The organism is Myxococcus sp. MxC21-1 (genome assembly GCF_032612255.1).
GTDB classification, from domain to species: domain Bacteria; phylum Myxococcota; class Myxococcia; order Myxococcales; family Myxococcaceae; genus Myxococcus; species Myxococcus virescens.
In genome coordinates this window covers 1,436,274-1,455,291 of the sequence record NZ_CP123278.1, presented here as the reverse complement: position 1 = coordinate 1,455,291, position 19,018 = coordinate 1,436,274, and the positions used below count along the sequence as shown (strand labels likewise).

The 19,018-nt window shown below is 69.8% G+C and carries 20 protein-coding genes and 2 pseudogenes; 12 read left to right on the top strand and 10 right to left on the bottom strand.

Annotation, left to right across the window (positions count from 1 at the left end):
- Nucleotides 1–5 precede the first annotated feature (5 nt).
- Together bioB and QEG98_RS06880 are read right to left on the bottom strand one after the other, a co-directional pair.
- Nucleotides 6–1,046 carry a biotin synthase BioB gene (gene bioB / locus QEG98_RS06885; protein ID WP_011551374.1) on the bottom strand — a complete coding sequence of 347 codons (1,041 nt, stop codon included), beginning with the start codon at nt 1,044–1,046 and terminating at the stop codon, nt 6–8.
- A 139-nt stretch (nt 1,047–1,185) separates the two neighbouring features.
- Nucleotides 1,186–1,455, bottom strand: a complete 270-nt coding sequence (locus QEG98_RS06880; RefSeq protein WP_090484785.1) for a GlsB/YeaQ/YmgE family stress response membrane protein — start codon at nt 1,453–1,455, stop codon at nt 1,186–1,188.
- Nucleotides 1,456–1,638: 183 nt separating this feature from the next.
- Between QEG98_RS06880 and radA the strand changes: the two genes are divergently transcribed.
- Nucleotides 1,639–3,006 (top strand): DNA repair protein RadA, encoded by a 1,368-nt coding sequence (radA, locus tag QEG98_RS06875; protein WP_090484787.1) that lies wholly within the window; start codon nt 1,639–1,641, stop codon nt 3,004–3,006.
- Between the two features lie 82 nt (nt 3,007–3,088).
- Here the strand turns inward: radA and QEG98_RS06870 are convergent, their stop codons facing one another.
- A complete protein-coding gene (locus QEG98_RS06870; RefSeq protein ID WP_316566150.1) occupies nt 3,089–3,634 on the bottom strand; it encodes a dihydrofolate reductase family protein in 546 nt (181 codons plus the stop codon).
- A gap of 308 nt (nt 3,635–3,942) precedes the next feature.
- Here QEG98_RS06870 and QEG98_RS06865 point away from each other — a divergent pair.
- Nucleotides 3,943–5,433, top strand: a pseudogene (locus tag QEG98_RS06865) (ATP-binding protein).
- Here the strand turns inward: QEG98_RS06865 and QEG98_RS06860 are convergent.
- From QEG98_RS06860 to QEG98_RS06845, 4 genes are all read right to left on the bottom strand, one after another.
- On the bottom strand, nt 5,417–6,379 hold the full coding sequence (locus QEG98_RS06860; protein WP_316566149.1) for a methyl-accepting chemotaxis protein: 963 nt from the start codon (nt 6,377–6,379) through the stop codon (nt 5,417–5,419). The pseudogene QEG98_RS06865 and the gene QEG98_RS06860 overlap by 17 nt on opposite strands.
- Nucleotides 6,292–7,206: a hypothetical protein gene (locus QEG98_RS06855; RefSeq protein ID WP_316566148.1), complete on the bottom strand. Its 915-nt coding sequence runs from the start codon at nt 7,204–7,206 to the stop codon at nt 6,292–6,294. Before QEG98_RS06855 ends, QEG98_RS06860 begins: the two co-directional genes overlap by 88 nt.
- Nucleotides 7,207–7,425: 219 nt before the next feature.
- Nucleotides 7,426–8,169 (bottom strand): TenA family transcriptional regulator, encoded by a 744-nt coding sequence (locus QEG98_RS06850; RefSeq protein ID WP_090484799.1) that lies wholly within the window; start codon nt 8,167–8,169, stop codon nt 7,426–7,428.
- A gap of 230 nt (nt 8,170–8,399) precedes the next feature.
- A complete protein-coding gene (locus QEG98_RS06845; RefSeq protein ID WP_316566147.1) occupies nt 8,400–8,981 on the bottom strand; it encodes an NUDIX hydrolase in 582 nt (193 codons plus the stop codon).
- Nucleotides 8,982–9,144: 163 nt separating this feature from the next.
- Between QEG98_RS06845 and QEG98_RS06840 the strand changes: the two genes are divergently transcribed.
- Together QEG98_RS06840 and QEG98_RS06835 are read left to right on the top strand one after the other, a co-directional pair.
- Entirely contained in the window at nt 9,145–10,554 is a 1,410-nt protein-coding gene (locus QEG98_RS06840) for a sigma-54-dependent transcriptional regulator (RefSeq protein WP_020478237.1), read from the top strand.
- A gap of 173 nt (nt 10,555–10,727) precedes the next feature.
- Nucleotides 10,728–11,219: a hypothetical protein gene (locus QEG98_RS06835; protein WP_316566146.1), complete on the top strand. Its 492-nt coding sequence runs from the start codon at nt 10,728–10,730 to the stop codon at nt 11,217–11,219.
- A 574-nt stretch (nt 11,220–11,793) separates the two neighbouring features.
- Here QEG98_RS06835 and QEG98_RS06830 read toward each other — a convergent pair.
- Nucleotides 11,794–12,330, bottom strand: a complete 537-nt coding sequence (locus QEG98_RS06830; RefSeq protein ID WP_316566145.1) for a hypothetical protein — start codon at nt 12,328–12,330, stop codon at nt 11,794–11,796.
- Nucleotides 12,331–12,425: 95 nt separating this feature from the next.
- Between QEG98_RS06830 and QEG98_RS41735 the strand changes: the two genes are divergently transcribed.
- Nucleotides 12,426–13,100, top strand: a complete 675-nt coding sequence (locus tag QEG98_RS41735) for a hypothetical protein (RefSeq protein WP_410477974.1) — start codon at nt 12,426–12,428, stop codon at nt 13,098–13,100.
- Nucleotides 13,001–13,489 (top strand): hypothetical protein, encoded by a 489-nt coding sequence (locus QEG98_RS41730; RefSeq protein WP_410477973.1) that lies wholly within the window; start codon nt 13,001–13,003, stop codon nt 13,487–13,489. The genes QEG98_RS41735 and QEG98_RS41730 overlap by 100 nt, the downstream gene beginning before the upstream one ends.
- A 9-nt stretch (nt 13,490–13,498) precedes the next feature.
- Here QEG98_RS41730 and QEG98_RS06820 read toward each other — a convergent pair whose 3' ends face one another.
- On the bottom strand, nt 13,499–13,876 hold the full coding sequence (locus QEG98_RS06820; RefSeq protein WP_316566144.1) for a tetratricopeptide repeat protein: 378 nt from the start codon (nt 13,874–13,876) through the stop codon (nt 13,499–13,501).
- Between QEG98_RS06820 and rsfS the strand changes: the two genes are divergently transcribed.
- The 6 genes and pseudogenes from rsfS to QEG98_RS06790 all read left to right on the top strand — a co-directional run bounded on the left by rsfS (nt 13,875) and on the right by QEG98_RS06790 (nt 18,635).
- The gene (rsfS, locus tag QEG98_RS06815; RefSeq protein WP_316566143.1) at nt 13,875–14,444 is read left to right on the top strand and encodes a ribosome silencing factor; all 570 of its coding nucleotides are present in this window, start codon (nt 13,875–13,877) and stop codon (nt 14,442–14,444) included. The genes QEG98_RS06820 and rsfS overlap by 2 nt on opposite strands.
- Nucleotide 14,445: 1 nt before the next feature.
- Complete coding sequence (locus QEG98_RS06810) at nt 14,446–14,910, top strand: 23S rRNA (pseudouridine(1915)-N(3))-methyltransferase RlmH (protein WP_090484809.1); 465 nt, start codon at nt 14,446–14,448, stop codon at nt 14,908–14,910.
- A 63-nt stretch (nt 14,911–14,973) separates the two neighbouring features.
- Entirely contained in the window at nt 14,974–16,131 is a 1,158-nt protein-coding gene (locus QEG98_RS06805) for an RNA ligase RtcB family protein (RefSeq protein WP_316566142.1), read from the top strand.
- A 242-nt stretch (nt 16,132–16,373) separates the two neighbouring features.
- Nucleotides 16,374–17,915, top strand: coding sequence for a 2,3-bisphosphoglycerate-independent phosphoglycerate mutase (gene gpmI / locus QEG98_RS06800; RefSeq protein WP_090484814.1), 1,542 nt, complete (start codon nt 16,374–16,376; stop codon nt 17,913–17,915).
- 19 nt (nt 17,916–17,934) lie between these two features.
- A pseudogene (locus QEG98_RS06795) lies at nt 17,935–18,060 on the top strand (double zinc ribbon domain-containing protein); the annotation flags it as partial.
- Between the two features lie 53 nt (nt 18,061–18,113).
- On the top strand, nt 18,114–18,635 hold the full coding sequence (locus QEG98_RS06790; protein ID WP_316566141.1) for a ComF family protein: 522 nt from the start codon (nt 18,114–18,116) through the stop codon (nt 18,633–18,635).
- Nucleotides 18,636–18,653: 18 nt separating this feature from the next.
- On the opposite strand, the gene QEG98_RS06785 is transcribed toward QEG98_RS06790, so the two are convergent.
- The gene (locus QEG98_RS06785; protein WP_316566140.1) at nt 18,654–18,887 is read right to left on the bottom strand and encodes a hypothetical protein; all 234 of its coding nucleotides are present in this window, start codon (nt 18,885–18,887) and stop codon (nt 18,654–18,656) included.
- Nucleotides 18,888–19,018 lie beyond the last annotated feature (131 nt).

Genomic DNA, 19,018 nt, shown 5'->3' with positions numbered 1-19,018 from the left:
TGGGCTCAGCCTTCCTGACGCGGCTCCAGGGGGCGGATTCCCGCCTTCTCCAGCAGGGCCATGTCCTGGGTGTACTCGGGGTTGCCGGTGGTGAGCAGCTTCTCGCCGAAGAAGAGCGAGTTGGCGCCCGCCATCATGCACAGCAGTTGCGCCTCTTCGTTCATCTGCTGCCGGCCCGCGGACAGGCGCACCATGGACTGGGGCATCAGGATGCGCGCGGTGGCGATGGTGCGCACCATGTCCACCGTCTCCACGCGCTGCTGCTCCTGGAGCGGCGTTCCCTCCACGGCCACCAGCGCGTTGATGGGCACCGACTCCGGGTGGTGCTCCTGGTTGGCCAGGGTGCGCAGCAGGTTGCAGCGGTCATCCACCGACTCGCCCATGCCGATGATGCCGCCGCAGCACACGGAGATGCCGGCGTCGCGCACGCGGTTGAGCGTGCGCAGGCGGTCTTCATAGGTGCGGGTGGAGATGATGTCGCCGTAGTGCTCGGGCGACGTGTCCAGGTTGTGGTTGTACGCGGACAGGCCGGCCTCGCGCAGGCGCTTCGCCTGGCTCTCGGAGAGCATGCCCAGGGTGGCGCACGCCTCCATGCCCAGCGCGCGCACGCCGCGCACCATCTCCAGCACGCTGTCGAACTGCGGACCGTCCTTCACCTCGCGCCACGCGGCGCCCATGCAGAAACGGGTGGCTCCGGCGGCACGGGCCTTGGACGCGGCATCCAGCACGTCCGGCACGGCCATCAACTTCTCCGCCTTGACGCCCGTCTTGTAGCGAGCCGCCTGCGGGCAGTACGAGCAGTCCTCCGGGCAGCCGCCCGTCTTGATGGACAGCAGCGAACAGAGCTGGACCTTGTTGTCCACGAACACGGCCCGGTGGACCGTCTGGGCCTTGTGCACCAGGTCCAGCAGCGGGAGCTCATAGAGGGCCCTCACCTCCGACAGCGACCAGTCATGGCGCACGTCCACGCCCGCCGGTGGCGGCGCGGCGACGTGGGCGTGACCGGAGAACTCGCTCTCGCTGGAGACAGTGGCGGTATCAGGCATGGGCTCCTCTACGGACGGATGAGGGCCCGAACGTGCGTGGACCCCGGAAAGTTGTCAACGCCCGCGAGCAGGCTGGTTGACGACTCTCCAGGGTCCATCTCCCCCAAGAGGGGCTCAGCGCGTCAGCTGACGCGCGGCACTAGACGTGGACGCGGCGGCCCCTGCCTGCCAGGCCCACCAGGAACAACACCAGGAGTGCGCCCAGGACGGAGAACAGGAGTCCCGTCGGGTGCAGGTCGAAGATGCGGCCATCACTGCGGAAGAGCGAGGCGACGAAACCGCCCACGAAGGAGCCGGCGATGCCCAGCAGCGTGGTGGCGAGGAGCCCCATCGACTGGTTGCCCGGCATGAGCGCGCGGGCAATCAGACCCGCGAGAAGGCCAATGACCAGAAACGCGATAATCCCCATGACTACCTCCCTTGCTTGTTTAGCGACGCAGGGTGCGACGCCCACCTGGGAGCAAACCTGGGTTGCCCCACCCGTTCGTACAACTTGGCACCGGGGGGCTTGACATGGCGCCTGCCTGCTCTGCGGGCATGCCTGCCTGCAAGGTCGCAAAAACGTCAGGGTTCCGCGCTATTCACCCAACCCATGGCGAAGGCGAAGACGCACTACACCTGTCAGGCGTGTGGATACAAAACGGCGAAGTGGCTCGGGAAGTGTCCGGACTGTGGCGCGTGGAGCTCCCTGCTGGAGGAGACGGACCCGAAGGCGGATGAGCGACGTCCGGCCTGGGGTGCCTCGGGCGGTTCGGCGCGGCCCATGCTGCTCAAGGAAGTGAGCGGCGAGACGGAGACGCGCCGGCGCACAGGCATCGCCGAGTTCGACCGCGTGCTGGGCGGCGGCGTGGTGAGTGGGTCCATCGTGCTGCTGGGTGGCGATCCGGGCATCGGCAAGTCCACGCTGCTGCTGGCGGCGTTGGACAGGCTGGCGCGTCACGGACCGGTGCTCTACGTCTCCGGTGAAGAGAGCCTGCGACAGACGAAGATGCGCGCCGAGCGGCTCCGGGTGGAGGGAGACGCCATCCACCTGTTCGCGGAGACGGACGCGGAGCGGGTGCTGACGGCAACGGAGGCATTGAAGCCCCAGGCGCTGGTGGTGGACTCCATCCAGACCATGTACCTGCCGGAGCTGGGCAACGCGCCCGGCAGCATCACCCAGGTGCGCGAGGTGGCGGGCCGGCTGATGGCATACGCGAAGCGCACGGGGGTGCCCACGTTCCTGGTGGGCCACGTGACGAAGGAAGGTTCCATCGCGGGCCCGCGCGTGCTGGAGCACATGGTGGACACGGTCCTCTACTTCGAGGGCGAGCGGGGCCACCCGTTCCGAATCCTGCGCGCGCACAAGAACCGCTTCGGCTCCACGAACGAGATTGGCGTTTTCGAGATGAAGGGCGCGGGGCTGGTGGAGGTGTCGGACCCGTCCGCCCTCTTCCTGTCGGAGCGGCCGGTGGGCAAGTCCGGCAGCGTGGTGACGAGCACGCTGAACGGCACGCGCCCACTGCTGGTGGAGGTGCAGGCGCTGGTGGCGCCCACGGGCTACGGCACCGCGCGGCGCACGGCGATTGGCGTGGACGGCAACCGCGTGGCGCTGCTGGCGGCGGTGCTGGAGAAGAAGGAGGAGATTCCGCTGGTGGGCTGTGACTTGTTCGTCAACGTGGCGGGCGGCATGCAGCTCACGGAGCCGGCGTGTGACCTCGCGGTGTGCGCGGCGCTGGTGAGCAGCCTCCAAAACCGGCCGTTGGACCCGAAGACGCTGGTGCTCGGCGAAGTGGGCCTCGCCGGAGAGGTGCGCGCGGTGGGACAGGTGGAGCCGCGACTGGCGGAGGCCGCGAAGATGGGCTTCCAGCGCGTGGTGCTGCCCGCGGGCAGCGCGCGGCGGCTCGAAGACGCCGGTCCGAAGATGAAGATTGTCGGCGTGGAGACGCTCGGCGACGCGCTCGTCGCGATGTTCGACTGAGTGGTGCTCGCCGCGCGTGGGCCGGAGGGAGCGCATCCAAGCCACACGGACACGCTCCCTCCCGAGGCACCGCGAGCCAGGCCTATGGCCGAGGCATCACGGCGTAGCGCAGCAGCACGACGCCGTTGGCGTAGACCTTGGTGGACTTCAGGTCCAGGTCCACCACCTGCCGCAGCGAGGCCACCAGCGGGATGCCCGAGCCGAGTATCAGCGGGTTCATCTTGAGCAGGACCTCGTCGACCAGCCCCTCGGCGAGCAGCAAGCCGGCGAGCGCGCCACCACCGCTCAGGTAGATGTCACCGCCCTCCTGCGCCTTCAGACGCCGGACCTCGCCCACCGCGTCGTCCGACACCAGCTTCACCCGCGGATTCGGGCTCTCCTTCATCGTGCGACTGAAGACGTAGGTGTCCATGTTCGGATAGGGGTCCGTCACCCCCACCTTGAGGCCGCCGTCATACGTGCGCCGCCCCATGAGCACCGTCGCATAGGTCGCCAGCGACGCGACGTAGTCCGCGACGTGCTCGCTGTCCTTGATGAGACGGTCCTGCATGAAGGCGCCGTACGTATCGTCCTCGTGGGCGATGAAACCGTCGACGCTGGTGGCAACGTGGTACTTGAGCTTTCGCATACGTGTTCTCCATGCCGCGCGCGCGATGGCGCCGGTCATTCAGGTTCAGGAAGACGACTGGGAAACACAGCGGGGCCCCACGCATCCGGACAGCAGCCCACGTCAACGCCACGGCACATCGGCCGGAGCGGCAAGGGCAATCACGGAAGCCTGGGTTAGCGAGCGAAGGTCATGGGACAGCGCCGTGAGGCGCCACATATAAAGTACGCACACGAACGCGCCCTCGGCAACCCCCATCCGAGCAGGCAGCAGCACACAGCCGCGTCCCCGCGAGGGAGACGCGGCTCGATTAGAGTCCCGCCCCGGACATGCCCCACGTTGCCCCACACACTTCGCGATGGCGTGACGCGCTGGGCTCGCTCTCCGCGCGGCTGCTGGTGGCGTTCCTCGTGCCCACCCTGCTCTTCGTCGCGGTGGCGGGCACCGCCGTCTACCAGCTCGCGCGCGTCATCCTGGAAGAAGAGCTGGGCACCAGCCTCAGCGGCATCGCCGCCGCCACCGCCACCCAGGTCCATGGCGAGCGGCTGCTGACCATCGAACCCGGCGACGACGTGGCGAGCACCCGCACGTGGCGCAACTTCGTCCGCACCTTCGAGAACATCGCGGAGGCCAGTGGCGTGCGCCGCGTCTACGCCGTGGACACGCAGGGCCGGATGCGCGTGGACGTCGGGGGCGGGCTCCCGGTGGGCGCGGAGATGCCGGAGCTGGCGCGCGACAGGCTGGAGCTCACCCGTGTCTTCGCCGGGGAGCGCGCCGCCAGTCAGGTGCTCTTCACCGGCTCGGACGGACAGCGCTACAAGACGGGGTATGCGCCCATCCTGTACGAGGGCCGCGTGGTGGGCGCCGTGGGGGTGGAGGCCAGCGCCGCCTTCTTCGGTCCCCTGCAGCGACTGTCACGCACCTACGCCATCATGGGCGCGGTGGCACTGAGCGCGCTCGCCGTCATCGCGTTGGTGACGGCGCGCGGTCTGGCCCGGCCGCTGCGGCGGCTGATGGCGTCCGCGCTGCGAATCGGCCGGGGCGACCTGACGACCCCGGTGCCACCGGAGCCCACGCTGGAAATCGGCGTCCTCGCGCGCGAGCTGGAGGACATGCGCGGCGCCCTGGAGAGCCGGGACCGTCAGTTGAAGATGATGCTCGCGGGCGTGGCCCACGAGGTGCGCAACCCCATTGGCGGCATCGCGCTCTTCTCCGGAATCTTGAAGGAGGACCTCCAGGCCGGCGCCCACGCCGACGCGGGCGCGCACGTGGAGCGCATCCAACGCGAGGTCGCCTACCTCCAGCGCATCGTCGAGGACTTCCTCGCCTTCGCCCGCGAGCAGCCCCTGGCCCGCGCGCCCGTGGAGGCCCCCACCCTGCTCTCCGTCGTCTGCGAGCTGATGGCCGCCGAGGCCAGCGCCCGCGACGTCACAGTGGACATCGACGCCTCCCCGCGGTGCTGGAAGCCGACGGCAGCCTGCTCACCGCGGCGCTGGTCAACCTGGTGAAGAACGCGGTGCAGGCCTCCCCCGGGCGGGCGCGTGCAGGTGTCCGGCGCGTCCAACGACGGCCACTACACCATCCAGGTCCGCGACACGGGCCCTGGCGTGCCCGGCACGGCGCGCGAGCGCATCTTCGAGCCCTTCTTCACCACGCGCGAGAAGGGCACCGGCCTGGGCCTGCCACTGGCGCACAAGATTGCGCTCGCGCACGGCGGCGCGCTGCGGCTGGACTCCGCGCCGGGCGACACGCGCTTCATCCTCACGCTGCCGCTGGGTGGGAAGCAGGGACACGGCGCTTCCGTCACCCCGCCGCGTTGAACTGCCGCGCCATCCGCGCCACGTCGTCGGAGACGACCCTCAGCGTGTCGGTGGCCTCCTGTGTGGACTCCAGCCGCTTCAGCGTGGCGTCCATGAGCTGCGACAGGTCCGCGATGGCGTCGAAGATTTGCGTGAAGCCGGCATCCTGCTGCGTCACCGCGGCGGCAATCTGCCGGGCCGCGGTGGAGTTCTCCTGGGCGATGCGAGACAGCTCCCGCAGCGAGTCCCCCGACGCCCGCATCTGGTCCAGGCCCGTGCCAATGGTCTGCACGCCGGCCTCCCCCATCTTCGCCGCGTCGCGGATGCCCGTGCTGACGTCCTGGAGGATGCCGCGGATGCGCCGCGTGGCCTGGATGGACTGGTCCGACAGGCCGCGAATCTCGCGGGCCACCACTGCGAAGCCCCGCCCCTGCTCACCCGAGCGCGCCGCCTCGATGGCCGCGTTGATCGCCAGGAGATGGGACTGGTCCGCCAGGTCCTTCACCGTCTCGGTGATTTCGCCAATCTGCGTGGTGCTCTGGGCCAGCCGCGTCAGCCGTTCCTGGATGCCGTCCACCACGCGGCGGATGTCCGCCAGGCCGTTGAGACTCCGCTCCACGGCGGCCTCGCCCTGCTGTCCCAGGGCCTCCGAGCGGCGGGCCACTTGAAGCACCTCCTCCGCTCGCTCGACGGCCATCAGCGACGTGCGCCGAATCTCCTCCGACGTCATCTGCGCCTCGTGCAGCGCGGACGCCTGACGGACCAGGCTCTGCTGGTGCTCATCGTGCGAATCCCGGAGGTGGCGTCCCGCGCCGCTCAGCCGCGTGGCGGAGGCATTGAGCGACAGGGGCAACTGCCGCAGGCGGACGAGCACCGCGTTCATGCCAGCCGACAAGTCCCCCATCTCATCCGTGGACACCCAGGCGGGCGAGACGACGCGCCCCGCGGACAGTGACTCGATGGCCACGCCCACCGCGCCCGCCGCGTGCGCCGGCGGCGCGCCAGCATCCAGGTGGTGACGGCGGGAATCGCCAGCAATCCGCCCACCCAGGCCAGCCCGAACGCCAGCTCACCCGCCAGCATGCCGCCCATGCCCATCAGCGTCTCCGCCGAGCCGTGCGCGCCCTCCGCCACCAGCGCATTGCGCAGTTCGTCCCGGACGCCTTGCAGCTTCACCAACACCACGCACCCGCTCAGCACCAACGCGCAGAGGCTGGAGCCAATGAAGGTGACGGGCATGAACCAGGCCTGCCGCGGCCAGAAGAAGCCGCCGCCCTTGAGCGCCAGCGTCGGGTCCTTGCGCTGCTCCTCCAGCGCCAGCGGCAACAGCAACCGCTCTAGCGTGACGCTGATGGGAAAGCCCAGCACCACGCCGAAGCAGATGCCGATGAGCGTGCCCACCACGACCAGGGACAGGTCCTTCTTCCACAGCAGGCACACGTGGAGGCTGAACCAGAGGCCTCCCAGCGTCCACGCGCCCCACGAGGCTGCAACCGCGGCGCGCCACGGCAGGCGAAGGATTCGCTCCAGCCGCGCGCCGGGCGTGTCCTCCGGCCGCTCCCGCAGCGCGCCGTTCACCAGCACGTGCATCACGAACGCGGGATAGGCGATGCCCAGGCCCACGATGATGGGTGGCAGCACCCACGCCACCGCAATCAGGCCCGACCAACCCGCCACGCCCATGGCCATGCCATTGAGGTACGCGGCGATGGGCGCCACCGGCAGCACCCACAACATGAACACCTTGAGCGCACGTCCCCGGTACTCCTGGATGACCTTGTCTGCGGCATTCATGTGGCACATCCCCCCGAGACCATGGGCTCACACCCCGAGGAGAGAGCCGGAAGTCCTCACCCGCAAGTACGGCACTCTCCGCGCGAAGCGGACAGGCCGGTCATCCGGAAGCTGCCGCCTTCCGGACAGAGCACATGACACACGGGGCCCGTGAGCCCACGCGGGGCCTCGAGGTGTGCGGGAGGCGCACCGGAGGGCTGTGCGCTGGTGTCGCGCGATTCAGTCGTTGCAGCACGCGTGGAGCGCGGCGGCATACATCTGCAGCGACTTCCTGGCCGCGGCCTGGACGCGGGAGGGCTCGCCGGTGTCCGCGTCGGTGGACAGCTTGATGATTTCCAGCGCCTCCTCCGGGTGCTGGTCGTCATAGCGCGCATGAACCTTGAGCCACATCATCGAATGCGCGTCGATGCGCGCGCCGTCCTCGGCATAGGCGCGGAAGGGTTCCACCACCTCCCGCGTCCACACGCCGGTGATGCCTTCCACCGCCCAGTTGGACGCGGCCACGCCTTCGGCCAGTGTCCCGTGCGCGCAGGTGTCGAGCAGGAACTCATGCAGCGCTCGCACCTCCGGCAGGGGCCGCAGGGTGAAGACATCTTCCGGCGCCAGGCCGATTCCGCGCATCCAGTCGATGAACCACTCCGCATGCTTCGCCTCCACGCCCAGGTTCTGCAGCAGCCAGCGGCGGGCGCTCGCGTCACCGGGACGCTGGCCGTAGGTCGTCTTCGCCAGCGACAGGCCCATGTATTTGGGGAAGGACTCGACGATGAGGAAGAAGTGGGACAGCACCCGCCGCCAGTGACGCAGCGGTGGACGCTGGCCGTCAGCCGTCGCGCGGAACAACGGAGGCCAGCAGGCCGCGTTCCACTCGTCGCGCACGGACTCCAACATCGACTCCAGCCAGCGCGGGTGCGCGGTGGGCGTGAGCACAGGGGGACTGTAACGGTGGGGCGCGGCGGACGACATGGGCACGGCTCCTGGCTTCCCGACAGGTGACAGGCCGACATGGCCTCCCTCACCCGCCCAAGCAGGACGGCATGGTTGCAATCGCTTTCCAGCGGCACCATCGGCCCAAAGGCAATCAGGCCGTGTTTCCCATATTTTGTTTCAAATCCGGGTGCGGGCGCGCGCGCTCGGTCCGCGAAGCCACAGTGCCCCTGACCCCGAGGCCGTGCGCGCTTCCGCTTTCGAGCGCTTCAGGGCGCGGTGGCCACCACGTGCCGGGCCTTCGCCAACATGCGGCGCAGAGGCGCTTCGTCCGCATGCGTCATCGCTTCGTCCCAGGAGAGCCACCGTACGCCGAAGGACTCCGCCGGGTCATGCACCAGGGCGTCGGGGTTCTCCGCCACCACGAGGAAGCGCACGTCCAGGTGGTGGTGCTCCGGCTCGTCGCGGCGCGCGGGGATGGTGTGAATGTCCACGTCCAGCGGCCGGGGCGCGGCCGGGTGCAGGGACACGCGGCATCCCGTCTCCTCACGGGCCTCACGCAGCGCAGTGACCTCCATGTGGCCCGCGTCCGTGACATCCGCGTGTCCTCCGGGTTGCAGCCAGCGCTGGAGCTTGCGGTGATGCAACAGGACGACGCGCGCGCCCTCTGGGTCCACCACCACCGCGCTGCCCGTGAAGTGGGCCTCCAACTGCTCGCGGGAGAAGGGCCGTGCCAGGGAACGGGCGAAGTGGCGCATGCGCTCCAGGTCCTCGCGCTCCTTCACGTCCTCGGGGACGTGACGCTCGAGCAGGGCCAGGAGGGACGCGGCGGAAGAAACTTCGGATTCCATGCCTCCCCGTACTGCTCCCGGCCAGGCGGCGCCAGCACCTTCGCACGCCCGTGACATGTGACAACCTCCTGAGCCGGTGGAGCGAGCCGGTCCGGATGTGCTCTCATGCGGCGGCTCCAGGAGGCGGGCCGGCCTCGGGTTGCAGGGAGAATCGACTCACGCCATGGCGCGAATCCTCGTCATCGACGACCACGACACGCTGCGTGAAGGGATGGCTGTCACCCTCACTCGGGCGGGCCACACCGTGTCCGCGGTGCGCAGTGGGCAGGACGGACTGGCCGCATACCGCAAGGCGCCGTTCGACCTGGTCGTCACCGACCTGAAGATGGACGGCATGGACGGCATCGAGGTGACGAAGTCGCTCAAGGCGCTGGATGCCGGCGCCGTCGTCATGGTGGTGACGGCCTTCGGCACCATCGAGACCGCGGTACAGGCGATGCAGCAAGGCGCCTACGACTTCATCACCAAGCCCTTCCCGCCCGAGGTGCTGCGCGCCAAGGTGGACAAGGGGCTGGAGCTGGCCTCCACGCGCAAGCAGGTGGAGCGGCTGACGGCGCGCACCGCCGCGCACGACACGGACGCGGCCCTCACGCACGGCAGCCTGGTGGGCGACAGCGAGCCCATGCAGCGGCTGGTGTCCCAGGTGCTCAAGGTGGCGCAGAGCGACGCCACGGTGCTGGTGCGCGGAGAGAGCGGCACCGGCAAGGAGCTGGTGGCCCGGATGCTCCACCAGCGCTCCCCGCGCCGAGATGGCCCCTTCATCGTCGTGCACTGCGCGGCGCTGGCGGAGACGCTGCTGGAGAGCGAGCTGTTCGGGCACGAGCGCGGCGCCTTCACCGGCGCGGTGAAGCGCAAGCTGGGGCGCTTCGAGCTGGCGGACGGCGGCACGCTGTTCCTGGACGAGATTGGCGAGATTCCCGCCTCCGTGCAGACGAAGCTCCTGCGCGTGCTCCAGGAGAAGGAAATCCAGCGCGTCGGCGGAGAGGACACGTTCAAGGTGGACGTGCGCGTGGTGAGCGCCACCCACCGGGACCTCCAGGCCGAGGTGAAGGCCGGACGCTTCCGCGAGGACCTCTACTACCGCCTGCACATCGTTCCGGTGGTGCTGCCGCCCCTGCGCGAGCGGCCCGAGGACATCTCCCTGCTGGCCCGGCACTTCGTGGCCAAGCACGCCATGCGCGTGAACCGGCGTGTGATGGGCTTGGACGACAGCGCGCTGCGTGCCCTGGCCCGCCACGCGTGGCCCGGCAACGTGCGCGAGTTGGAGAACGTCATCGAACAGGCGCTCGTCTTCGCCGAGGGTGAGCAGCTCACCGACCTGGACCTGCCCTCACACCTCACTGCCAGTGGCACCCCGCGCGTCGAGGCGGGCCTGCCAGTGCTCCAGGGCGACCGCCCCCTGCCCGACATCCTGGAGGATTTGGAGCGTCAGCTCATCGCCCGGGCCTATGAGAAGGCCAGCGGCGTGAAGACGGAGACGGCCCGTCTGCTAGGTATCAAGACGTCCGCGCTGTACTACAAGCTGGAGAAGTACGGCTTCCTCCCCAAGGGGACGCCTCCCGAGGAGAGCTGAACCTCGAAAATCTGTCACCCGCCCCCGCCCCCCATGACTTTTCACCGGTATCCCACCTCCGCCCCTGTCCCCCTGGATGCTCCAGGTGTCCGGAATTGTTGGGCGCCGAGGGGCCTCGACCTCCGGGGATGGGCTGGCAGGCTGGCACTCACCTTGCTCTGGGGCTGTCGCTGATGAATCTCCGCCCCCTCGCCCTCCTGCTGAGCCTGCTGCTGGCCATGCCCGGTCAGGCCGCGTCTGGGCTGGAGGCGGTGCGGGGACGGGCCCAGTCGGCTCGCGCGGAGACGCGCTCGCTGCGGGGGCAGCAGCAGGCCCTGCGCGACGAGCTCAACGGGCTGGCGGCACGCATCGAAACGCTGAAGGCGCAGCGCCAGGGGCGGCTGATTGCGGGGACGGAGCTGGAGGACGCGCTGCGGCGTTCGCAGGAGCTGAGCGGCCAGCTCACCGGGCTGGCGCAGGCCGTCGTCGCGGCGGAGGGCGAAGCGGAGCGCGCCCACCGGCCCTGCACACGGCGCTGTCGGACGAGCTGTCGCGGCTGCTCGCGGCGTGGGAAGGCACTGCGGACCGGGGCCAGCGGGAGACGTTGTTGGAGGCGGTGCGTTCGGTTCGCGCCGAGCGGGAAGCCATCCGCGCAGCCCTGCCCGCGTCCCAGGTGCCCTCGCTGAACAAAGCCACCGCGGGCGGTGATGACCCCGAGGATTTGCTGGCCCAGGCGGACACGCTCCGCGATACCCGGGACAAGGTGCGCGAGCGACTGAAGGCGCTGCGCGGCCGCATCACCGAGGTGCGCGAGGAGCGCGACCTGGACCGGCGCATGAACGACTTCCTCGGCGAGGAGTCGATGTTCGACGACCAGGACCGGCGGCTGCGCCTGCGCATGGGGAGCGACCGGGCGCTGCAGGTGGAGCGCTCCGTGCCGGCACCAGTGCGCCGAACTTCCAGGGTGACAGTCCCGACGATCCGCCCCCCAACGTGGGCGGACGCCCCGGTGAAGGTGTCGAACCGGGCCGCCCCCTATCCGGCGCAGGTGTCTGCCCGGGCCACGGACCGGCGGCCCCAGGTCGAAACGCAGCGCGCCCAGGACCGGCGGCGGGCGGCCCCGTGGACCTGGCGGCGATGGAGGCCGAGGCCACGCGGCTGGAGACGCTGGCCAGGGAACTGGAAGGCCGCGCCACGAAGCTGGAGCGGCGCGCGCAGGAGATGGGCGTCCCCTGAGGGACGCGCCTCCCGGCACCGGACCTACAAGAGCCCGGTCTCCACCTGGAGCTTCACCACCGCCTGCAGCCGCACCTCGCGCGCCGGCATGAGGCCGCGGCCGCGGATGATGATGCTCATGGACGGCGCGGAGACGAAGGGCTGCAACTCCACGTTGTCCACGCGCAGCGACAGCACGGGGTTGGGCGGCCTCAGGTCCAGCGCGGACACGTCCTGGCGCGCCGCGATGCGCGCCTCCCGGTCTCCCGCGCGGGCATAGAACTCTACTGAGTCCAGGAAACGGAGGTCCTGGTCATTGGGGCTGAGGACCTTGAGCGTGAGGGACTCCACCTTGACGGACGTCACCTCGCCCTTGTGAATCCCCTGGTTCTTGAAGTCCTGGTTCTTGTCGAAGTCCATCCCCGCGAAGCTGCTGATGGCGGGAAGGCCGTTGAGGGGCGTGTCGACGCCAGGCGGGCCCGCGGGCACGGTCGACTCCCCTTTCACCTCGGTGGTGAAGGAGGAGGAGGCGCAGGCGGACAGGCCCAGGCAGGCCACCGCGAGAAAGGACACAAAGCGCATTCGCCCAATGTAACGGGCCGCCGGGGGCGTCGTCACCGGTGGGAGCGACTGGACGGCCGCCCCTGCCCTCCGGCGACGGAGTATGGTCGCGCGCCGTGGTCCGCTCCTTCGCGCCGCTCCTGCTCGTCCTCGCCATGCTCGCCGCCGGCCGTGCGCCCGCGGCCGAGTGGGAAGGGGCACTGAGGGGAACCGGCCGCCTGCTGCTGGACACCAACGCGCCCCGGGACTTCTCCGACCAGCTCACCCCCAGCCCTGAGCGGGACTTCGCCCTCAGCTTGCTGGGCTCCGCCGAGGGGCGCGGCTCCTTCGAACAGGCTCAACTGGTGGGCCGCTACGAGCTGGGCACGCGCGCGTACCTCCTGTACCAGGACGAGAACACGCTGGTGCAGTCAGGCGCGGTGGAGGCGTCACACGCGCTGGGCACGGCGCTGGGAATCGGCCTGGAGGGCCACGCGAAGGACCGGCGGGGGGGCTCGCGCTCGTACTCGGACCTGGGGACCACCGCGTTCCTGGAATACGCCCCGGACGTGCGACTGGCGCTGCGAGTGCGGGCAGGCGCCCGGCGATTCGTGTACCGGCCAGACCCCACCGCCAACTTCGGCGGCCCCGAGGTGGGCGTGCTGGGCCGCTACCGCTTCGACCGGCGGCACAGCTTGTCCGTCTTCGGAGATTGGAACTCCCGGCGCTTCGGCACCCCACCCCGGGCACGCCCACCGGGGACGGGGGCGGCTCGGGGCTCCTCGCCGGCCGGCGTCAGGATGCAGCCCTGACGGCGGGAGCGTCGTACACCTACCGAGGCCCGCTGGCCCTGGGGCTGACGTACGCCTTCCAGGAGAACTCCTCCAACAGCTACGGCGAGACGATTCGCCGGCACCGGGTGTCGGCCAATGCCGGCGTCCGGTTGCCCTGGCGGGTGACCCTGCTGGCGCAGGGCTCGCTGGGCATCATCCAGTATCCGGACGGCATCTATCTCTCCCCGGAAATCATCCTGGTGGAAGAGGACGAAGGGCAGAACTCGCTGTCGGTGAAGCTGGCCCGGCCGCTGACGGAGTCGCTGGACCTGGAGGTGACCTGGGGCATCTGGAGCACCCGGCTGCCTCGCAACTCGCTCACCTACACGCGCCAGGTCTTCAGCACCGGCTTCACCTGGCGCTACTGAGGGCGCGGCCTACGACAGGTCGGCGATGCGCTCGTCGATTTCCTCGGCGAGCCCCGGGTGCCCCTGGGCCAGGGCGTGCTCCCGGGCCCTGCCCAGCACCTCGCGCGCCTTGTCGGACGCTCCTGCCCCCGCCCAGGCATCCCCCAGGGCCACCATGGCGGCCGCATAGGTGGGGTCCAGCCGGACGGCCGACTCCAGGGCCTGGGCGGCCTCCAGGTACTGCCGCCGCTCCAGGTACAGCTTCCCGAGGGAGAAATGGCTCATGGGGGAGTCCGGGAAGTCCACCACCATCTTCTTGAACTGTTCCAGCCTGGCGTCGCTCATGGACACCAGCAGATAGAGGACCGCTTCCGTGTTGCCAAGGGTGCGGTAGGGTGCGCCGCACATGGCCACGAAGAAGAAGACGACCGCGAAAAAGACCACCACCCGGGCCCCGGCGGCCCGGAAGAAGACGGTATCGGGCAAGACGCCCGCGAAGAAGAAGGCCCCCGCAGCCAAGAAGTCGGCGGCGAAGGCCCCCGCCAAGGCGCCCACCAAGGCCCCCGCGAAGAAGAAGAAGGCGAAGCTCCCAGTTGCCCCACCCCAGAAGGTGGGCCCCGCGGAGAACCCGGCCGCCAAGGCGCTGGCGCACCGCATCGGCAACCTGCTGGTGGACAAGAAGGCGCAGGACGTCGTCATCCTCGACGTGCGCGGGATGACGTCCTACGCGGACTACTTCGTCATCGCCTCCGCGGAGACCGACCGCCAGGTGAGCGCCATGGCGGAGAACGTCCAGGTGCAGCTCAAGACGGGTGACGAGCCCCTGCGCCCCATCGGCACCGAGGGCTTCGAGACGGGCCAGTGGGTGCTGCTCGACTACGGCGAGGTGGTGGCGCACCTGTTCCTCACCGACCTGCGCGCGCACTACGACCTCGAGGGCCTCTGGGCCGACGCGTCTCGGGAGAAGCTGGCCTGAGGTGAAGGTCCGGCTCCTCTCCATCGGCAAGGACCGTTCGGGCCTGTATGAGCCCGCGGTCCAGGAGTACGCCAAGCGCCTGGGCCACTACACCCGCTTCGAGCTGGTGGAGCTGGCGGAGGCCAGCGGCAAGCGGCTCAAGCCCGGCGACGCGAAGGCCGCCGAAGCCGAGGCGATTCTCTCCAAGCGCAAGCCGCAGGACTGGCTGGTGGCCCTGGACGAGCGCGGCTCACTGCTCGACTCCGTCGAGCTGAGCCGCTACGTCGGCAAGGCGCAGACGGGCGCCAAGGACCTGCTGTTCATCATTGGCGGGGACGAGGGGCTCGACGCACGCGTGCGGGACGCGGCGAACCTCACGCTGTCCCTGTCGAAGATGACGCTGCCTCACCGGCTGGCGCGCGTGGTGCTCATCGAACAGCTCTACCGCGCGTTCACCATCCTCAAGGGCGAGCCGTACCACAAGTAGGCGGCCGGGCATGGGGCCCGGCGCCACCGTCAGGCGCGGCGCACAGGTGCCGTCAGCCCGGGCATGCGCACTGACGCCTCCTCTGAAACGCTCCCCACTTCCGCGCCGCAGGCGCCCGTGCGTGTCATCGCCTCCGCCCAGTCCTGGGTGGAAGGCGAGGCGGTGCGGCAACTCGAAGCCATGGCCCGCTTGCCAGGCATGAAGCTGGCGGTGGGCCTCCCGGACCTGCATCCCGGCAAGGGGGCTCCGGTGGGCGCGGCCTTCACCTCCGAAGGCTTCCTCTATCCCTATCTGGTCGGCAGTGACATCGGCTGTGGCATGGGCCTGTGGAACGTGGACCTGCTGGCACGTAAAGCCAAGCCCGAGCGTTGGGCAGGCAAGTTGGACCTGGAAGGCCCGTGGACGGGTGACACGGAAGGTTTCCTCCAGGAGCACGGCGTGAAGTCCTCGGGCTACGAGGCCGCGCTGGGCACGGTGGGCGGCGGCAACCACTTCGCGGAGTTGCAGCGGGTGGACGCGGTCCATGACGCGAAGGTCTTCAGCGCCCTGGGCCTGGAGGCGGACCGCTTGCTGCTCCTGGTGCACTCCGGCTCGCGTGGCCTGGGTGAAGCGATTCTCCGGGCCCACGTGGACCGGCACGCGGCGGGCGGGCTCGCGGACGACTCACCCGAGGCGCAGACCTACCTCACGCGCCATGACCACGCGGTGGCCTGGGGCCGGGCCAATCGGGCCCTGGTGGCGCGGCGGATGCTGGACGGCATCGGTGCGATGGGCCAGCGAGTCCTCGACGTGTGCCACAACAGTGTCACCCCTCGGCGTGACACGGGACGGACGCAGTGGCTGCACCGCAAGGGCGCGGCGCCGTCCGACGAAGGGCCGGTGGTGATTCCCGGCAGCCGCGGCGCACTGAGCTACCTGGTGATTCCCACCGGTGAGAGCCACGCCAGCGCGCACAGCCTGGCGCACGGCGCGGGCCGCAAGTGGACACGCACGGCGGCCCGGGAACGGATGCGCGAACGCTTCACGGCGGAATCGCTCACCCGCACCGCCTTCAAGAGCCACGTGGTGTGTGAGAACAAGGACCTCCTCTTCGAGGAGGCGCCGCCCGCGTACAAGCCCATCGACCGCGTGGTGACGGACCTGGTGGAAGCGGGGCTGGTCCGAGTGGTGGCCACCCTGGCGCCCGTCCTCACGTACAAGACGCGCGCCCGGCCGGAGTAGGGTCCCCGCATTCTTCGTGGGCTCCCTGGACGACGAGGCATTGGCGCGGCGCTCACGCTGGCACCCCTGCTGGATGCCCGGGAGGCGGGCTACCGGACAGCCACCCTCCAGGCGTCCGCGCAGGGCCAGGGCGTCTATTCCCGGCTGGGTTTCGTACCCCAGGGGACCTTCCGCGAGTATCAATAGACGCGCTCGCTTTTTGTCCTCTCCCGTCTGGCGCCTGCATGGTTAGGGTTCGGAGCATGACGCCCGCGCACAAGGTCCTGCTCTGCATCCTGGATGGTTGGGGTATTCGCCAGGAGCGTGACAACAACGCCATCGTCCTGGCCGGCACGCCACACCTCGACAAGCTGGCGAGCCCCTACCCCTTCACCGAGCTGCAGACGGCGGGTCTGGCCGTGGGCCTGCCCGAGGGGCAGATGGGCAACTCCGAGGTGGGCCACACCAACATCGGCGCGGGGCGAATCGTCTACCAGGACCTGGTGCGCATCAATCGCGCCGCGGAGTCCGGAGAGCTGGCGCAGAACCCCGTGCTTCGCGCGGCCCTCGACGGAGTGAAGGCGGACGGCAAGGCCCTGCACCTGCTGGGGCTGGTGTCACCCGGCGGCGTCCATTCGTCCATGGACCACCTGTTCGCGCTGCTCAAGGCCGCGAAGGAACGCAACGTGGCCCACGTCTACGTGCACGCCTTCCTGGACGGGCGTGACACGCCGCCGCAGAGCGCGCTGGGCTACGTGGAGGAGCTGGAGCGCTTCCTCCACGAGACGCACACCGGCCGCATCGCCACCGTGACCGGGCGCTTCTACGCCATGGACCGCGACAAGCGCTGGGACCGGGTGCACCAGGCCTACGAGGCGCTGGTGTTCGGCCGCGGGCCCAAGGCACCGGACGCACTGAGCGCCATCCGCGCGGCCTACGCGGAGAAGGTCACCGATGAATTCGTGAAGCCCACGGTGCTGGCCACCGGTGACGGCACGCCGGTGGGCCGCATCCAGGATGGCGATGCGGTGCTCTTCTTCAACTTCCGCGCGGACCGGGCGCGGGAGCTGACGCAGGCCCTGGCGTTCCCGGAGTTCAAGGAGTTCGACCGGGGCGGGCTGCGGCTGGGTCGCTACGTGTGCATGACCCAGTACGATGAGACGTTCAAGCTGCCCGCGCTCTTCGAGCCGGACCAGCCGCAGGACATCTTCCCGGAGCTGCTGTCACGCCAGGGGCTGCGCCAGTTCCGCACGGCGGAGACGGAGAAGTACGCGCACGTCACGTTCTTCTTCAACGGCGGACGAGAGGTCGTCTACGCGGGCGAGGACCGGCACCTGGTGCCCAGCCCGCGCGACGTGAAGACGTACGACTTGAAGCCGGAGATGTCCGCCTACGAAGTCACGGCCGAGCTGGTGAAGCGGCTCGACTCCGGGAAGTACGACTTCGCGCTGGTGAACTTCGCCAACCCCGACATGGTGGGCCACAGCGGGCGGCTGGACGCGGCGATGAAGGCGGTGAAGGCGGTGGATGAATGCCTGGGCGCGCTGGGCAAGGCGTGCGAGCGCAACGGCTGGGTGCTGGCCATCTCCGCCGACCACGGCAACTGCGAGCAGATGGTGGACCTGGAGACGGGCGAGCCCCACACCGCGCACACGCTCAACCCGGTGCCCTTCCACCTCATCCACCCGGACTTCCGAGGGCAGAAGCTGCGCCCGGGCATCCTCGCGGACATCGCGCCCACCCTCTGCAAGGTGATGGGATTGCCGCAGTCCAAGGAGATGAACCGTCAGGGCCTGCTGCCGTGATGCGCGCGGGGCAAGGCCCGTGCTGAAGGCCCTGCTGGACGTGCTCTATCCCCCTTCGTGCCTCGCGTGCACGAAGGTGCTGCCGGGCCCCGAGGGCTTCTTCTGCGAGATGTGCGACACCGCGGTGGAGCGGCTTCCCCCCGCGTGCTGCCGCACCTGCGCGGAGCCCGGCGCGTTTCCCGGGGACACGTGTCCCCGATGCCGCGCCACCCCGCCGCCCTTCGCTCGCGCCTGGGCGCCCTTCGCGCACGAGGGCCCCTGGCGCGCGCCATCCACCGGTTCAAGTACGAAGACCACCCCAATCTCGCGGGCCCGCTGGGGGCGCTGCTGGCGGACGAGGCGCGAAGCTTCCTCAGCCGTGCACCCGAGCTGGTGGTCGCGTTGCCGCTGCACACGCGGCGCTATCACGCGCGCAAGTACGACCAGGCGCAGTTGCTGGCGGGCACGCTGGCGAAGGCCACCGGGCGCAAGGCGCCCGTGGGACTCCTGACGCGGCACCGCGAGACACAGCGGCAGGTGGGGCTGAGCGAGGCGGAGCGGGCGAACAACGTCGCGGGGGCGTTCGCCGCGTCTTCCCGTGTCTCGGGGCAGCGTGTGCTGCTGGTGGACGATGTATTCACCACCGGAGCCACCGCCAGGGCGGCGGCCTCGGCCCTGCTCGAAGCGGGCGCCGTCCAGGTGGAGATGCTGACACTGGCGCGGGCCTTCAGCCTGGAGTGAGTGGACGACGCCCGACGGCTACTTCTGGGCGGCCCGGACCCGCGCCAGCTCAGCCTGGAGTTCGGCCACGCGCCGCTCCGCGTCTTCTCTGCGCCGGGACTCTTCTTCTCGGCGCCGGATTTCATCTTCTCGCAGGTGGGCCTCCTCATCCGCGCGCTGTTCCAGCCAGTTGATGCGCTCCCGCATCCGGACGATGAGCTCATCGGACTCCATCAAGAGCGCGTTGCCAGCCCAGAACCATGATGCCTTCATCAACACGGCATCCCATGACGCGGACGCTCAACGCACACGGCCCCACTCTCCGCCTCTCAGGAAAGAGCCGCGTTCATCAGCGACTGGCCACACGCAAGGACTTCGGCCCGAGGGCCGACTGGAGTTACCGT

Bases quoted from the DNA above. Each gene is read 5' to 3' on its own strand.
- bioB (WP_011551374.1), bottom strand. From the start codon at position 1,046: ATGCCTGATACCGCCACTGTCTCCAGCGAGAGCGAGTTCTCCGGTCAC.
- QEG98_RS06880 (WP_090484785.1), bottom strand. From the start codon at position 1,455: ATGGGGATTATCGCGTTTCTGGTCATTGGCCTTCTCGCGGGTCTGATT.
- radA (WP_090484787.1), top strand. From the start codon at position 1,639: ATGGCGAAGGCGAAGACGCACTACACCTGTCAGGCGTGTGGATACAAA.
- QEG98_RS06870 (WP_316566150.1), bottom strand. From the start codon at position 3,634: ATGCGAAAGCTCAAGTACCACGTTGCCACCAGCGTCGACGGTTTCATC.
- QEG98_RS06855 (WP_316566148.1), bottom strand. From the start codon at position 7,206: ATGAATGCCGCAGACAAGGTCATCCAGGAGTACCGGGGACGTGCGCTC.
- QEG98_RS06850 (WP_090484799.1), bottom strand. From the start codon at position 8,169: ATGTCGTCCGCCGCGCCCCACCGTTACAGTCCCCCTGTGCTCACGCCC.
- QEG98_RS06845 (WP_316566147.1), bottom strand. From the start codon at position 8,981: ATGGAATCCGAAGTTTCTTCCGCCGCGTCCCTCCTGGCCCTGCTCGAG.
- QEG98_RS06840 (WP_020478237.1), top strand. From the start codon at position 9,145: ATGGCGCGAATCCTCGTCATCGACGACCACGACACGCTGCGTGAAGGG.
- QEG98_RS06835 (WP_316566146.1), top strand. From the start codon at position 10,728: ATGAATCTCCGCCCCCTCGCCCTCCTGCTGAGCCTGCTGCTGGCCATG.
- QEG98_RS06830 (WP_316566145.1), bottom strand. From the start codon at position 12,330: ATGCGCTTTGTGTCCTTTCTCGCGGTGGCCTGCCTGGGCCTGTCCGCC.
- rsfS (WP_316566143.1), top strand. From the start codon at position 13,875: ATGGCCACGAAGAAGAAGACGACCGCGAAAAAGACCACCACCCGGGCC.
- QEG98_RS06820 (WP_316566144.1), bottom strand. From the start codon at position 13,876: ATGTGCGGCGCACCCTACCGCACCCTTGGCAACACGGAAGCGGTCCTC.
- QEG98_RS06805 (WP_316566142.1), top strand. From the start codon at position 14,974: ATGCGCACTGACGCCTCCTCTGAAACGCTCCCCACTTCCGCGCCGCAG.
- gpmI (WP_090484814.1), top strand. From the start codon at position 16,374: ATGACGCCCGCGCACAAGGTCCTGCTCTGCATCCTGGATGGTTGGGGT.
- QEG98_RS06790 (WP_316566141.1), top strand. From the start codon at position 18,114: ATGCCGCGCCACCCCGCCGCCCTTCGCTCGCGCCTGGGCGCCCTTCGC.
- QEG98_RS06785 (WP_316566140.1), bottom strand. From the start codon at position 18,887: ATGAAGGCATCATGGTTCTGGGCTGGCAACGCGCTCTTGATGGAGTCC.